The sequence below is a fragment of the Streptomyces sp. NPDC056361 genome, from assembly GCF_042262805.1.
In the GTDB taxonomy this organism is placed as follows: Bacteria; Actinomycetota; Actinomycetes; order Streptomycetales; family Streptomycetaceae; genus Streptomyces.
In genome coordinates this window covers 41,276-55,801 of the sequence record NZ_JBHJQI010000023.1, presented here as the reverse complement: position 1 = coordinate 55,801, position 14,526 = coordinate 41,276, and the positions used below count along the sequence as shown (strand labels likewise).

Sequence of the window (14,526 nt, the reverse complement as noted above, 5' to 3'; positions counted from 1 at the left end):
CATCGGGCGGTGGTGCATGCCCGCCCTCGGGCGCATCGGGCGGTGGTGCATGCCCGCCCTCGGGCGCATCGGGCGGTGGTGCATGCCCGCCCTCGGGCGCATCGGGCGGTGGTGCATGCCCGCCCTCGGACGCATCGGACGGTGGTGCACGCCCGCCCTCAGACGCATCGGGCGGTGATGTCGCCGAACGACGTGTCGGCGTGGATGTGCAGTCCGGCGTCGACCCCCTCGGCGTTCCCGAGGCCGTTGGCGATACGGCCGAAGGCGGTGCGGGCGTCGAGCGTCGCGGACGTGCCGCGGGCCGCGCCGACGGTGATGCCGCCGGCCTCCGTGCGCAGCGTGACCGTGCCCCGTACCGCCTCCGTGACGTCGATGTCGCCCTTCTGGGTCCTGATCTCGGCCGTGCCGCCGAGCCGCCCCACCGCGATGTTCCCGGCCTGCAGCACGATCCGCCCGCCCGCGACCTCGTCGAGCCGCACGGTGCCCGCGGCCCCCTCGAACACCACGTCCCCGAGTCGGCCGGTGCCCCGCAGCTCACCGGCGGCCGTCGTGGCCTCGACCCGCGACCCGGCGGGCAGCAGGACGTCGACCTCGACGACCCCGGAGTTGCCCAGCACCCGATTCTTCGCGGCCGGGGTCGCGATCCGCAGCACGCCGTCCGCGTACCCGACCTCGACCTCCTCGGCGGCCTTCACGTCGCGCCCCTTGGAAGCGTCGGCCGGCCGGACCTCGACGGTCGCCTCACCCTTGTCACCCGCGACGAACCGGATGTTCCCGGCGGCGATGTCCACGACGGCGACGATCTCGGCGGCGGTGGCGAAGTTCTGCATCGTTCTCTCCTTCTCCTTCGGCGAGCGCTCCACCGGCTCGCCGTTTCTGATGATGGAAAAGCTACGTTGCGTTCGATGGTCTGGCAACAGCCCCGTTGCGTAGAAACCTAATAAATGCAGGTCACTCCAGTAATTTCATTGCAACGACTCTGAAGGTAATGCAACAACCCACCCCCTCGCCCATTGCAATGAACTGACGCTGAACGCTCTTCGGTCCCGGCTCGGGGTCCCGATCCGCCGGTGACCGGCGGGAGTCCGGATCGTTGCCCGGTCATCAACGAACGAAGGCAGCCGGAGGTGTGCGGTGGGCGGACAGCGGACGAGCGCGACGCGGGACCTGGTCCTGAGCGAGGCCGAGGACGTGCGGAGGGCGGCGGAGGCGCTGGCCGAAGGGGCTGCCGTGGTGCACGGCTTCGGCAACTTCTACGCCTTGACGGCGCGCCCCGACCGGGAGGTCGTCGAGCGCGTGAACCGGATGAAGGGGCGCCCGGTCGATCAGGTCGGCAGCGTCACCACCGTCCGCGAACGCGTCGGCTCGGTCTTCGACTGGACCCGGCTCCCCGTCCCGCTCCCGCGCCGTCAGGTCGAGGACCTCGTCGACGAGCTGCTCGACCTCGGCCCGTTCGGCGTCCGGGGCCCCGCCGCCGCGCACATCCCGCCCCACCTCACGGCCGTCCAGCACGGCGTCGGCACCGTCCAGCTGATCGTCCCCGGCTACTCCTGCCCCTCCAACGCCTTCCTCGCCGAGGCCCTCGACCGCACCGGCACCGGATTCCTCTCCGTCACCTCGGTCAACCGCTCCCGCCACGCCACCGGCGCGGACCACGAACCGGCCCACTGGACCGCCGACGGCGCCATCGCCGAATTCGGCCACGAGCCCGACGTCCGCATCCTCGCCCACGCCGACGACGCCGCCGCCCGCCGCCGCCACCCCCACCACGCCACCACCTCCACCACCGTCCTCTCCTTCCACCACACCCCCGGCTACGGCCGCCCCGGCATGCCCACCCTCACCCTCGAACGCCACGGCTCCCTCTCCGCCGACCACACCCGCGCCATCGCCGCCAACCACGGCTTCACCCTCGCCCTCTCCCCCCACTCCCCCCACCGCCTCCCCACCCGTACCTACCCCGCCTGACGACAACCCCTCGCGGCCGGCGCCGACCTGCAGCGCAGCGGAGCGCGGCAGCGCGGCGCCGAGCGAGCGCGCACGTGTTACCCGGCGACGCCGGCCGGTCCGCCTTCGCAGACCGGAAGCGGGCCGGCCCGAAGGCATTGCCCCCCGGGGAGATGCCACTGCTCGATGTCCACCTGTTCACCGGCACCCGTGAGCCGCGCGGCCGTTCCTGGTGCTTCGTTCGTAGGTGCCGACCCGCGATGTCACTCCAGCAGGGCGTCGTACAGCTCGGCGTCGGCGGGGATCCACGGGAAGGCGATCAAGGGGTACGCGGTCGAGCGGTCCTCGAGGTCGAAGGCGAGGACGGCGTCGACGAACTCCTGCGGCGGCAGGTAGCCGTGATCGAGCACGTAGTGCCCGATCAGGGAGGGGGCCGCGTAGGCGGTTCCCGGCTCCCCCGGCACCCGTATCTCTCCTGCACCGGCGCTCGCGCACCGATGCCCTGGCCGGGGTTCGTACCATGGGCGGGCGTCGTCGAGCAGTTCCGGACACAGGTCGCACTCGTGAAGACCCAGGGCCTGGTTCACGGCCTGCTCCTCCAGCACCGTCAGCAACTTGGACGTGAACTCTTCGGGTACCGGCCCGGCAGCCCAGGGCCGTCCCGCCTCCAGCCAGCCGACGTTGAGCCGTCGGTAGGCATCGCGCACGGTGACGAACCGCACGCCGGGACCGCCCTCGGTGAACACGTCGCCGTCCTCGGCGATGCAGTAGGCGTAGAGACTGAGATCGTCGTAGAACATGACCGCATCCCAGCAGAACGACGGCCCGCGGGCCGACTGATTACTCGAGCAGCAGCCGTTCCAGCCTGAACTGCGTCTTCGGGCCGGGATGCCGTTGCAGGGAACTCGTCCGCTACAAGCAGGCCAACCTCAACAAACGGCTCGGAGGCTGGGAAGCCATTCCGGGAACTGGTATTTCGACAGTGTCCACGTGATCGAGCGGTACAGCACCGTCCGGATCGCATCACTCCAACACAAGCGCATTGCAGAGCTGACAGAAAAAGCATCTGCCGACCCTGCACCTCAAGGCTGATTCGTGGTCATGGTGGTCCTGTGGCGCACCTGTCACGGGTGCGACGATCGCTCGCTCGGGAGGCTGCGTCGGAGGCAACGAAGCTCCGGTTGTAGACGGATGGCCATCCCAAGTCGTCGTCCACGGGCGGACCTTCGACGTGTCGTCAGTCTGCCGCCGTCGGCCTGGCTTGGCGCACCGCGGAGTGGCACTCAGACGCCCCAAGCCCCGGACTGTTGAGCAGAAAATGATCCGGACCCGACTTTTCCACCAAGATCCACTTTATCTGGTTTTCCTTTCCGGGAGACCTTTGGCTCCCATTTCTCCTGCAACAGGAAAAGCCCTGGCGGGAGGCCTGTTAGCCTGCGTCGGATTCCATGGGACTTTTCTTGGGGGGAATTAATGAGACGCGACCGCAGGCATGGCCTGCATGTACTCATGGCCGCCGTGATATCGGTCGGGATGCTGCCCGGCGCCGCGGCTGCCGCAAGCCCGGACGACAGACCGCGGCTTCCTGATCTGAAACAGCCGAAGCCCGTCGCAGTGACGGGAGTTGCGACGGGGGGTGCCAAGTGGCCGGACGCTGCCACCGCCCACTCCTGGCGGAAGAATCCCCCCAGGGTGACCTGGCCGGCGCAGGGCAGCGCCGAGGTGTCTCTGTCCGCAGGAGGACGGGCGGGAACTCTGCCCGTCTCCATAGCGCAGGCTCCCTCAGCGGGCCGCGCCTCGATGTCGGCCATGGTGAAGGTCTCGCTTGTCGACCGGAACGCGGCCCTCAAGGCGGGCGTCGAGGGCCTGATGCTGACCGTCGCCCCCAGCAAGGCGGGGAGCAAGGCGAATCCGGCCCGGGTCTCGGTGGACTACGGGGCCTTCCGGGGCGCCTACGGTGGTGACTGGGCCTCCCGCCTCCGCCTGGTCGAACTCCCGGCCTGCGCGCTGACCACACCCGAGGCCGCGAAGTGCCGCGTCCAGAAGCCGCTCGCCACGAAGAACGACGTCCGCGCGGGCAGGCTTACCGCGAACAGCACCGTGCCGATGTCCGGCGCCATGGTCCTGGCCGCGACGGCGGATGCCGGAGGGCCCATCGGCGACTACAAGGCGACCTCCCTGCAGGCGTCGGGCTCGTGGAGCGGCGGAGGTTCGACAGGTGCCTTCGCCTGGTCGCAGCCGATCGAGGTTCCCGAGGCCCCGGGTGGCGGGAAGCCCGAGATCACGCTGAACTACAACTCGCAGTCGGTGGACGGGCTCACGGCCGCAGCCAACACCCAGCCGTCGTGGATCGGTGACGGCTGGAACTGGGAGCCGGGGTTCATCGAGCGCAAGTACAAGGGCTGCAACGAGGACAAGACCGGTGGCACCAACACCGCGGACGTCGGCGACCTGTGCTGGTACAACGACAACGCGACGCTGAACCTCGGCGGCAAGAACACCGAGCTCGTTTACGAGTCGGGCAAGGGCTGGCATCCGGCTTCCAACTCGGGCGAGAAGGTCGAGAAGCTGACCGGTGCTGCCAACGGCGACGACAACGGTGAGCACTGGAAGATCACCGCTATCGACGGCACCCAGTACTTCTTCGGTCTGAACCGGCTGCCCGGCTGGAGCGACCACGGCACGGACGCCGACGACCCGGTCACCAACTCCGCCTGGACTGTGCCCGTCTTCGGCAACCAGTCGGGCGAGCCCTGCTACAACGCGAGCTTCGCCAGCGGCTGGTGCCAGCAGGCCTGGCGCTGGCAGCTCGACTACGTGGTCGCGCCCGGTGCTGACGCCATGGCCTACTACTGGGACGCCGAGAAGAACAACTACGCCCGCAACGCCGACCGGACGACGGGCAAGGGCACGGTCACGCCGTACACCCGCGGCGGCTGGCTGAACCGGATCGACTACGGTCTGCGCTCCGACGCCGTCTACACCGGCAAGCCCGCGGGTCAGGTGCAGTTCGGCGTCGCCGAGCGGTGCCTGACCACCTGCGGCACGTTCGACGAGACCAACGCCAAGAACTGGCCGGACGTCCCGTACGACCAGTACTGCAAGGACGGCTCGACCGAGTGCAAGAACCAGTTCTCGCCGACGTTCTGGACTCGCAAGCGGCTGACCTCCATCACCACCAAGCTGCTCACCGGCGGGGCGTACAAGGACGTCGACACCTGGACCCTGGCCCAGGACTTCCCCGCCTCCGGTGACGGCATCTCCACCCCGATGTGGCTCAAGTCCATCCAGCGCACCGGCAAGGTGGGCGGCACCGCCACCCTCCCGCCCATCACCTTCGCGGGCGAGCAGATGGCCAACCGCGTCGACAAGACCGGTGACGGGCTGGCTCCGTTCATCCGTCTCCGCCTCTACCAGATCAATACGGAGACCGGCGGCACCATCGGTGTCACGTATTCCCAGCCGGAGTGCACCGCGACCACTCTGCCCGCGGCTGACGGAACCAACACGACCCGCTGCTACCCGGTCAAATGGGCGTACGAAGGTGAGACGGCGAAGACCGACTGGTTCAACAGCTATGTCGTGAACACCGTGGTCGAGGGCGACAACCTGGTCGAATCCCCGGACAAGGTCACCTCGTACTCCTACCTGGACGGCGCCGCCTGGGCCAAGAGCACCGACGAGTTCACCAAGGCCGAGGACCGCACCTATTCCGTCGCGCGCGGCTACGAGCGCGTCCAGGTCCGCACCGGCGCCGCCTCCGACCCCCGCACCCTGACCGAGACCCGCTACTTCCGCGGCATCGACGGCCAGAGCGTCAAGGACTCCGCGGGTGACTCCGTCACCGACCGCGAACAGTTCGCCGGCATGAAGCGGGAGTCCGCCACCTACAACGGCGACGACACGAGCAAGCTCGTCTCCGCCACCTCGTACACCCCGTGGCGCTCCGCTGTGATCGCCTCCCGCACCCGCAGCGGTCTGCCGGCGCTCGAGGCGTACCAGACGGGCACGGAGCGGGAGGTCAGTCGGGCGACCACCAGCACGGGTGTCGCCAGGACCGAGGTCTCGCGGGACTTCGACGCGTACGGCCTGGTCACCGCCGAGTCCTCGACCGGCGACACGAGCAGGACCGGCGACGAGAAGTGCGTGACGACCAGCTATGCGCGGAACCTCACCACCTGGTCGCTGAACAAGCCCTCGCGGATCGAGACGGTCGCCGTTCCCTGCGGAAGTCCCGTCAGCCGTCCGGCCGACATCATGGACGACGTCCGCACGTACTACGACAACGGCGCCCTGGGCACTGTCCCGGGCCGGGGCATCGTCACCAGGACCGAGCGCATCAACGGTGAGGGCGACGGATACGACGCCACCGCCACCATCCCCAGCACCTGCGGCGCGGACGCCAAGCAGCTGTGCGTGGACGTCCACGGCCGGACGCTGGCCGCGGCCGACGCGCTCGGCAACGTGACCACCACGGCCTACACGCCGGCGACCGGTGAGGTGCCGACGAGTTCCTCGGTGGCCAACTCGCTCGGACACACCACCACCACGGTCCTGGAGCCGCTGCGCGCCCAGCCCACGCAGGTCACGGATCCCAACAACAAGGTCGTCACCACGGCCTACGATCCGCTGGGACGCGTGACCAAGGTCTGGCTGGCGACCCGCTCGGCCACGACGTATCCGGACTCGCCGAACTACGTCTTCGCGTACCTGGTCCGCAACGACGGCCCGATCATCACGACCACCAGCACGCTGACGCACGACTCCCAGTACAAGACGGCCTACGCGATCGCCGACGGCATGCTGCGGCCGCGCCAGACGCAGGAGCCCTCGCCCGACGGTTCGGGCCGACTGGTGACGGAGACCTTCTACGACACCCGCGGCCTGGTCTGGCGCACCTCGGGCAGCTTCTACGCCGAGGGCACCCCCGAGCCGCTTCTGGTGACGGGACAGGAGCTGAAGTACCCGGCGTCGGTCGACACCGAGTACGACGGTGCGGGCCGTGTCGTCGCCAAGATCTCCAAGCGCTTCGGCGACGAGACCAGGCGCACGACCAGCGTCTACACCGGTGACACCACGACGGTGATTCCGCCCGCGGGAGGCACGGCCACGGCTTCGGTGACCGATGCTCTCGGCCGCGTCGTGGAGACCAAGCAGTTCACGAACGCCGCGCGCACGACGGCGTTGTCCACGAAGTACTCCTTCGACAAGCACGGACGTCTCTCCCAGGTGGTCGACCCGGCGAACGCCAAGTGGACCTACGCCTACGACGTCCGCGGCCGGCAGACCGAGGTCGACGACCCGGACAAGGGCCTGTCGAAGACCTACTACGACCAGGCCGACCGCGTCACGGACATCACCGACGCCCGGCTTTTCACGCTGCACTACGACTACGACGAGCTCGGTCGCAGGACCGCGGTGAAGCGGGGCGCCACCACCCTGGCCACCTGGGTGTACGACACCGTGTCCAAGGGACAGGTGTCGAAGTCCACGCGGTTCGTCGACGGCAACGCCTTCGAGTCGGCCGTCACGTCGTACAACAGCCTGTACCAGCCGGTGGGGCAGCAGGTCACGATCCCCGCCTCCGAGGGGCTCCTCGCGGGCACCTACAAGTGGATCAACTCCTACAACCCCAACACCGGTCAGGTGATGTGGGTGCAGCACCCCGCCGCGGGCGGGTTGGCGCAGGAGAAGCTCGCCAACACCTACACCGCAGGCGCCGGCCTGCTCAACAGCGTCGGCGTCGGCTCGGACCCGATTATTTCGGCGAACACCTATGACCACTACGGCCGCAACATCCGCCAGGAGTTCGGCGCCTTCGCCCGGCACCTGTGGGTGAGCAGCGAGTACGACGAGCACACCAGCGCCCTGACCCGCTCGTACACCGACCGCGAGGTCGCACCGCAGCGGATCGAGGACACCCGGTACGGCTACGACCCGGCCGGCAACATCACCTCGCTGGCCACGGCCTACGGTCAGGACGCCGGACGCACCACGGACACCCAGTGCTTCGCGCTCGACGCGCTGCGCCGGATCACCGAAGCCTGGACCAACACCGGTGCGACGTGCGCCTCCGCGCCCGCCGACTCCGTGGTCGGCGGCCAGGACGCGTACTGGACCTCGTACACGTACGACGCGGTCGGCAACCGCACGACCGAGACGAAGCACAAGACCGCCTCCGGTCCGACCGCCGACACACTGCGCACGTACGCGGCCCCGAACCCCGGACGTCACGACCTTCCCAAGGTCGTCCAGACCGGGACCGTCCCGCACGAGGAGTCCTTCACCTACGACGCCGCGGGCAACACCGAAACCCGCACCATCGGCGGCGCGGCCCCGCAGACGCTCGCCTGGGACGACGAGGGACACCTCAAGTCGGTCACCCAGGGCATGAAGGTCAGCACGTACGTGTACGACACCGCGGGCCAGCGTCTGATCCGCAGGGACTCGACGGGCACCACCCTGACCCTGCCGGGTGGGACCGAGCTCAAGCTCGACAAGGCCGGCACCACGGTCACCGGCACCCGGTACTACTCGGTGGCGGGCAAGGCCGTCGCCATGCGCACGGGCGGGAAGCTCACCTTCCTGTTCTCCGACCACCACGGCACCGGCACGACGCAGGTCTCCGCCGACGCCGCCCAGGTGGTCACACGCCGCAAGACGTCGATCTTCGGTGAACAGCGCGGCGCGCAGCCCTCGGGCTGGGGCGGCGACAAGGGCTTCGTCGGCGGGTCCAGGGACGTCGACAGCGGGCTGACCCACATCGGCGCTCGTGAGTACGACCCGGCCCTGGGCCGGTTCGTCTCCGTCGACCCGATCCGCGACCTCACCGACGCGCAGCAGCTGCACGGCTACACGTACAGCAGCAACAACCCGGTGACGCGCAGCGACCCGACGGGGCAGTACGACCCGGACGAGCGCTCGTTCTGCAGCGGCAACCCGGACAGCTGTACCGGCGGCCGTTACGACCGCCAGAAGGCGGAGCAGGACACCGGGGCGAAGAAGCGCAACAAGCCGAACTACTACACCACCGAGTACAAGGCGGTCGACGGCTCGTACCTGTTGAGCAGGTTGAACTCGACGCGGGCCGCCGAGCTCCGCAAGAAGCGGTTCCAGAACATCTACTACAAGCGGGACGGCTATTACGGCGACGTGGTCCAGCTGCTCGACACCGCGACCAGCCTGTGCTGGGACACCCGCTTCGCCTGCCAGCGGGCAAAGAAGTTCGACATGGACGTCATGGAGGACAGGATCGAAGCGGCTCTGGAGAAGATCGACGAGTCGGTGGGCCACCCCAACGAGGACACCGAGTTCGCCTGGGAAGACGACGACTTCCACGTCGCCATGCGGATCGCGATGGACATGCACGACGTCCACTCGATCGTCGCCCGCCGGGAGAACGAACCGGCTCCCGGCGCCGCCGGAAACAAGCAGTTCGACGGATGGGTGGACGGTGTCAGGTCGGAGTTCAAGCGGATCAAGGGTGACAACCCCGACGCGCTCCAGAACCATCTGACCACCGCCAACCGCCAGGGCGCCGACCGGGTGTACGTCGCCGTGGAAGACATCGGTGAGCGGGACATCATGAACAAGTTGAACGGCTGGGTGCAGAACCCGAGGACGCGTGAGGTCCGACTGACCACGGTGATCTTCCTCGGTGAGAATTACATCAAGGAAGTCGACCTCAAGTAGAAAGGGAGAAGACCAGCACCATGGGTAGCTCGTACGCGTTTCCCGTCCTGGCGACCTCCGATGCCGCCGAGGCCTTGGCCGTGGCCCGGCGCCTGCTGCTGCTTGCGGAGAACCGGCATCTGACCACGGTCGACGGGCAGGTCCGTGCGGCCGACGAGGCCGCACTGCGGCGGCTCGCCGCCGTGGTGCCCGAAGGCTCCGACTACCTCGCGGAGGCACCGCCGCTGACGCTGGAGGTGCCCGAGGGCATCGCCGAGGGAACCTTCGAGGAGGCGTTCGTGGGGGCGCTGGGCGATGCTCCGGCCTGGCTCCGGTGGGATGTGGGAGCCTGGCCGGCCGGACCCTTCGGCTTCCGTGACACGGAGTACAGCGGGGTGCAGATCGCGTTCAACTCGCGGGATCTGTACTTCGCGCCGCCTCCGCCGGGCGGCGAGTCGCACATGCTCTCCGTCTGCGTGGGTATGAGGGACCTGGCGCGCGCCCGGTGGATCGCGGAACAGACCGGGCTGGAGGTTCTGGGCGAGCCCGTGCAGTCTCTCTGACCGGATCCCGTGCGGGACGGCGGTCCCCAAGACCCGATGGGTCTTGGGGACCGCCGTCGTCGTACGGAGGAGGGTGCTCCGCACCCGTAGTCGTACTTGTTCCGTCGCGGCGACCTTGACACCTTGCCTCGCCCCGCCCCCGTGCCCCGGTCCACCCTGCCGACGGGAGTCGAGGGGCGACTCACCGCCGACCAAAACCACCCCCGACCAGCAAAAAGGACCCTCCCGAAGGAGGGTCCTTTCCTTGCGCCCCCGGCAGGACTCGAACCTGCGGCCAAGTGCTTAGAAGGCACCTGCTCTATCCACTGAGCTACGGGGGCCGGGTGGTGATGGTGGGGCTGGGCGGCCCGGGTGGGTGGGGTGGGGCCTGCCGGGACAAGGATAGGGCTCCGGTGGCCTTGGCCCGGTTGCTTCACCTGCGTGGCACGATGTGGAGGTTCGGTGAAGCGGAACGATAATCGCAGGCAGGTGCGATTCGCGCAGCGCTTTTGACGTCGCTGCGGGCGGGTGTTGTGCACTCGTTATGCCGTGGCTTCCGGTTGTGACCCCTTTCTTCGGCGCGCAGGGCCGTAATAGGCTTCAAAAACACTCATAAATTGGGCATTCTTCGCATGTGGTGACCTTGGACGAACGGCCTCAGCTGATCGACGCACTTTCCGCCCTGCGCGACCGTGTCGCCGCCGTGCGTCTTCCCCTCCCTCTGCCGGACACGCCGCGGGCCCGACAGACGAGGGCGGAGTTGCTCGCCCAGCTGGACGACTACCTGGTGCCACGGTTGAAGGACCCCGACGCGCCACTCCTCGCGGTGGTGGGGGGCTCCACGGGGGCGGGGAAGTCCACACTGGTCAACTCCCTTGTCGGGCGGCGCGTCAGCGAGGCGGGGGTGCTGAGGCCGACGACCAGGACGCCGGTGCTCGTGTGCCATCCCGAGGACCACCACTGGTTCGCGGGGATGCGGGTGCTTCCGCAGCTCACCCGCGTCTGGCTGCCCCAGACCGACGAGGACCACCCGGCGGAGGAGCACGCCCCCGAGGAGAACGCGCTCCGGGTCGAGACCGCCGCCGCGCTGCCCCGGGGCCTCGCCCTGCTCGACGCGCCCGACATCGACTCCCTGGTCGTGGAGAACCGGCTGCTCGCCGCGGAGTTGATCTGCGCCGCCGACATCTGGGTGATGGTCACGACGGCCTCGCGGTACGCCGACGCCGTGCCCTGGCATCTGCTGCGTACCGCCAAGGAGTACGACGCCACCCTCGTCACCGTCCTCGACCGCGTCCCGCACCAGGTCATCGGCGAGGTCTCCCGGCAGTTCGAGGCGCTGCTCGACAAGGCGGGGCTCGGCGAGGTGCCGCGCTTCACCATCCCGGAGCTGCCCGAGTCGACGGGGGGCGGCAGCGGCCTGCTGCCCGACAGCGCCGTCGCCGCCCTGCGGGGCTGGCTCGCCCACTGCGCCCAGGACCCGGCGGCCCGGCAGCAGGCCGCCGACCGGACCGCCTCCGGCGTCATCGACTCCCTCGACACCCGCCTCCCCGAGCTGGCCGGCGCGGTGGCCGCGCAGTACGCCGCGGCGGTCCGCCTCGGCGGCGTCGTCGAGACCGCGTACCGGGAGCAGGCCAGGCGGGTGCGGCAGCAGTTGGGGCGCGGCGCCGTCCTCGCGGGCGACGCCCGGACGCGCTGGCGCGGCTACCCGCGCGACAGCACCGCCGAGGAGCTCCTCGACGCCCTCGCCGAGTCCCTCGCCGCCCTCCTGCACTGCGCGGTCTCGGCCGCCGAGGAGCGCGTACGGGACATCTGGCGCCGCGAGCCCGCTTCGGAGCCCCTCGCTCCGCTCCGGACCGGCGGGGGCGACCGGGAGGCGGTGGAGCGGATCGGCATGGAGGTGCGGCGCTGGCGCCGCGTACTCGAAGAACTGGCCGAGGAGGAGGTGCGCGCCGTCGAGCGCCCCTCCGGTTCGCGCGCGGCCCGCACCGCCGTGCCCGAGGCCGACACCGTCGCCGCCCTCCTGGCCGCCTCGCTCCTCGGCGGGCGGCGCACCCGGTCCGCCGGCGAGCGCCTCGCCGAACTCCTCGGCGCCCAGGCCGCCCTGCGGCTGCGGGACAAGGGCGGTGAGCTGGTCCTCTCGTACGTCGACCGCGTCCTGCACGCCGAGCGCGACCGGCGCCTCGCCCCCCTCGAATCGCTCGACGTGACCCCCGAGCCGCAGGCGGAGCTGATCGCCGCGCTCTCCGTACTGCAGAAGGAGAAGTGACGTGGTGGACGTGGCGGACGACGGCCGGGGGCGCGGGCGGGACCGGGACGGGGCGGGCGGCCGCGGCCGGGAGAGCTGGGACGACGGGCTGATCGCGCGGCGCGCGAGCGAACGGGCCGCCGCCAAGGACGCCCACCCCGGGGAAGACGCGCGGGAGCCCGGGGAGGCCAGGGAGGAGGACACGCTCCCGCCCCTCGGCGGGAGTTACGGCGGTCCCCTCCGCACCCGCCTCGACGCCCTCCACGAGCTCGTCGGACTCTCCCGCACCCGGGTCGAGGGCGAGGCCCTCGCCGAGGCCGGGCGGGTGCTCGACGAGGCCGCGGCCCGGCAGCGGCTCTCCTCCCGGCACACCGTGATCGCCATCGCCGGCGCGACCGGCAGCGGCAAGTCGACGCTCTTCAACGCCCTCGCGGGCGTGCCCGTCTCCGAGACCGGCCTGCGCCGCCCCACCACGTCCGCACCGATCGCGCTCAGCTGGTCCGAGGGCGCGGCGGGGCTGCTCGACCGGCTCGCCGTGCCCGGCCGGCTGCGCCGCAAGCCCCTCGCGGGCGGCGCCGCCGACACCGAACTCCAGGGGCTCGTCCTCATCGACCTGCCCGACCACGACTCGGCGGTCATCGCCCACCGCGACCAGGTCGACCGGGTGCTCGGGCTGGTCGACGCCGTCATCTGGGTCGTCGACCCCGAGAAGTACGCGGACGCCGCCCTCCACGAGCGCTACCTGCGGCCGTACGCCGGGCACGCCGAGGTCACCTTCGTCGTCCTCAACCAGATCGACCGGCTCGGCACCGACGCCACCGACCTCGTCCTCGACGACCTCCGCCGGCTCCTCGACGAGGACGGCGTGGCCCTCGGCGAGCACGGCGAACCCGGCGCCACCGTCCTCCCCGTCTCCGCGCTCACCGGCGAGGGCGTACCCGAACTGCGCGAACTCGTCGCCCGGTTCGTCCAGGAACGCACCGCTCCCGAACGCCGGCTCGCCGCCGACGTCGACGCGGCCGCGGCCCGGCTGCGCACGGCGTACGTCGCCGACGGACGGTCCGGCCTCGACGAACGGGCCCGGGACGCCTTCACGGACCGGCTGGCCGTCGCCGTCGGCGCCCAGGCCGCGGGCGAGGCCGCCGAGCGGGTCTGGCGCCGGGGCGCCATCCGCGCCTGCGGCACGCCCTGGCTGCGGCTCTACCGCCGGTACGAGCGGATGCGCGCGCACGGCTTCACCGACCCGAACCCCGCCTCCCCGGTCGAGGAGGAGCTGACGGCGCGCCAGCGCGTCGAGCAGGCCGTACGGATCGTCGCCGACGAGGCCTCCCGTGGACTGCCCGTGCCCTGGGCGCAGGCCGTGCGCGAGGCCGCGGAGCGCGGTGCGGACGGACTGCCCGAGGCCCTGGACGAACTGACGGTCACCATCGGCGACCCGGCCGCCCGGCCGCCGCGCCCCGCCTGGTGGCCCGCGGCCGTTCTTGCCCAGGTCGTGATGACGCTCCTGCAGATCTTCGGCGCGCTCTGGCTGATCGGCCAGATCGTCGGCGTCGTACCGCCCGGCCTCCTGCCGCCGGTCCTCGTGATGCTCGGCGGCATCGTCGGCGGCCCGCTCGTCGAATGGGCCTGCGAGGGCGCCGTGAAGGGCCCGGCGCACCGGTACGGGCAGGAGGCCGAACGCCGCCTGCGCGAGGCGGCCGCCGCCTGCGGCCGGGCCCGCGTGCTCGACCCCGTGGCCGCGGAACTGGTGCGCTACCGCGAGGTGCGCGAGCAGTACGCCACCGTGGTGGGCACTCGCCCGTCGGCCCGGGTCGTCGGCGGAGGCCGCCCCGGTACGGCCCGGCTGGGTGCCACGCGCGCGGGGGCACGGGGGAGGTAGCGCGGGGCCGCCCCTCCCGCGCGGGCCCCGCCCCCTCCGGGCCCCGCCCTCTCCCGCTTTGCCCGGTATCCCCCTTCCGGGCGGGGGAGTTGTCCCCATACGCCCGGTCGTCCACAGGCCCCGGCGGGGTTTCCCGTGACGCTCCACCATGGAACAAGCCCGGACACAACGGGAACAGGCCAGGGGCGCAACGGGAACAAGCCCGGACACAACGGCAACAAGCCCGGGCGCAACGGGAACAG

The 14,526-nt window shown here is 70.6% G+C and carries 7 protein-coding genes and 1 tRNA gene; 5 read left to right on the top strand and 3 right to left on the bottom strand.

The annotated features are described in order from the left end of the window. Nucleotides 1-158: 158 nt before the first annotated feature. A complete protein-coding gene (locus tag ACFCY7_RS10340) occupies nt 159-830 on the bottom strand; it encodes a hypothetical protein (protein ID WP_376483148.1) in 672 nt (223 codons plus the stop codon). 304 nt (nt 831-1,134) lie between these two features. On the opposite strand from ACFCY7_RS10340, the gene ACFCY7_RS10335 reads away from it, so the two are divergent. Further along, complete coding sequence (locus tag ACFCY7_RS10335; RefSeq protein ID WP_376483146.1) at nt 1,135-1,968, top strand: hypothetical protein; 834 nt, start codon at nt 1,135-1,137, stop codon at nt 1,966-1,968. A 242-nt stretch (nt 1,969-2,210) separates the two neighbouring features. Here the strand turns inward: ACFCY7_RS10335 and ACFCY7_RS10330 are convergent, their stop codons facing one another. After that, entirely contained in the window at nt 2,211-2,747 is a 537-nt protein-coding gene (locus ACFCY7_RS10330; protein ID WP_376483144.1) for a hypothetical protein, read from the bottom strand. Between the two features lie 1,009 nt (nt 2,748-3,756). Between ACFCY7_RS10330 and ACFCY7_RS10325 the strand changes: the two genes are divergently transcribed. Both ACFCY7_RS10325 and ACFCY7_RS10320 read left to right on the top strand, forming a co-directional pair. After that, entirely contained in the window at nt 3,757-9,639 is a 5,883-nt protein-coding gene (locus ACFCY7_RS10325; protein ID WP_376483142.1) for an RHS repeat domain-containing protein, read from the top strand. Nucleotides 9,640-9,659: 20 nt separating this feature from the next. Continuing rightward, the gene (locus ACFCY7_RS10320) at nt 9,660-10,181 is read left to right on the top strand and encodes a hypothetical protein (RefSeq protein ID WP_376483140.1); all 522 of its coding nucleotides are present in this window, start codon (nt 9,660-9,662) and stop codon (nt 10,179-10,181) included. Between the two features lie 247 nt (nt 10,182-10,428). On the opposite strand, the gene ACFCY7_RS10315 is transcribed toward ACFCY7_RS10320, so the two are convergent. After that, nucleotides 10,429-10,501, bottom strand: a tRNA-Arg gene (locus ACFCY7_RS10315). A gap of 302 nt (nt 10,502-10,803) precedes the next feature. On the opposite strand from ACFCY7_RS10315, the gene ACFCY7_RS10310 reads away from it, so the two are divergent. Next, entirely contained in the window at nt 10,804-12,426 is a 1,623-nt protein-coding gene (locus ACFCY7_RS10310; RefSeq protein ID WP_376483138.1) for a dynamin family protein, read from the top strand. Between the two features lies 1 nt (nt 12,427). Beyond that, nucleotides 12,428-14,284, top strand: coding sequence for a GTP-binding protein (locus ACFCY7_RS10305; RefSeq protein WP_376483136.1), 1,857 nt, complete (start codon nt 12,428-12,430; stop codon nt 14,282-14,284). The last annotated feature ends 242 nt before the right edge of the window (nt 14,285-14,526 follow it).

Bases quoted from the DNA above. Each gene is read 5' to 3' on its own strand.
- ACFCY7_RS10325 (WP_376483142.1), top strand. From the start codon at position 3,757: ATGGTGAAGGTCTCGCTTGTCGACCGGAACGCGGCCCTCAAGGCGGGC.
- ACFCY7_RS10330 (WP_376483144.1), bottom strand. From the start codon at position 2,747: ATGTTCTACGACGATCTCAGTCTCTACGCCTACTGCATCGCCGAGGAC.
- ACFCY7_RS10320 (WP_376483140.1), top strand. From the start codon at position 9,660: ATGGGTAGCTCGTACGCGTTTCCCGTCCTGGCGACCTCCGATGCCGCC.
- ACFCY7_RS10340 (WP_376483148.1), bottom strand. From the start codon at position 830: ATGCAGAACTTCGCCACCGCCGCCGAGATCGTCGCCGTCGTGGACATC.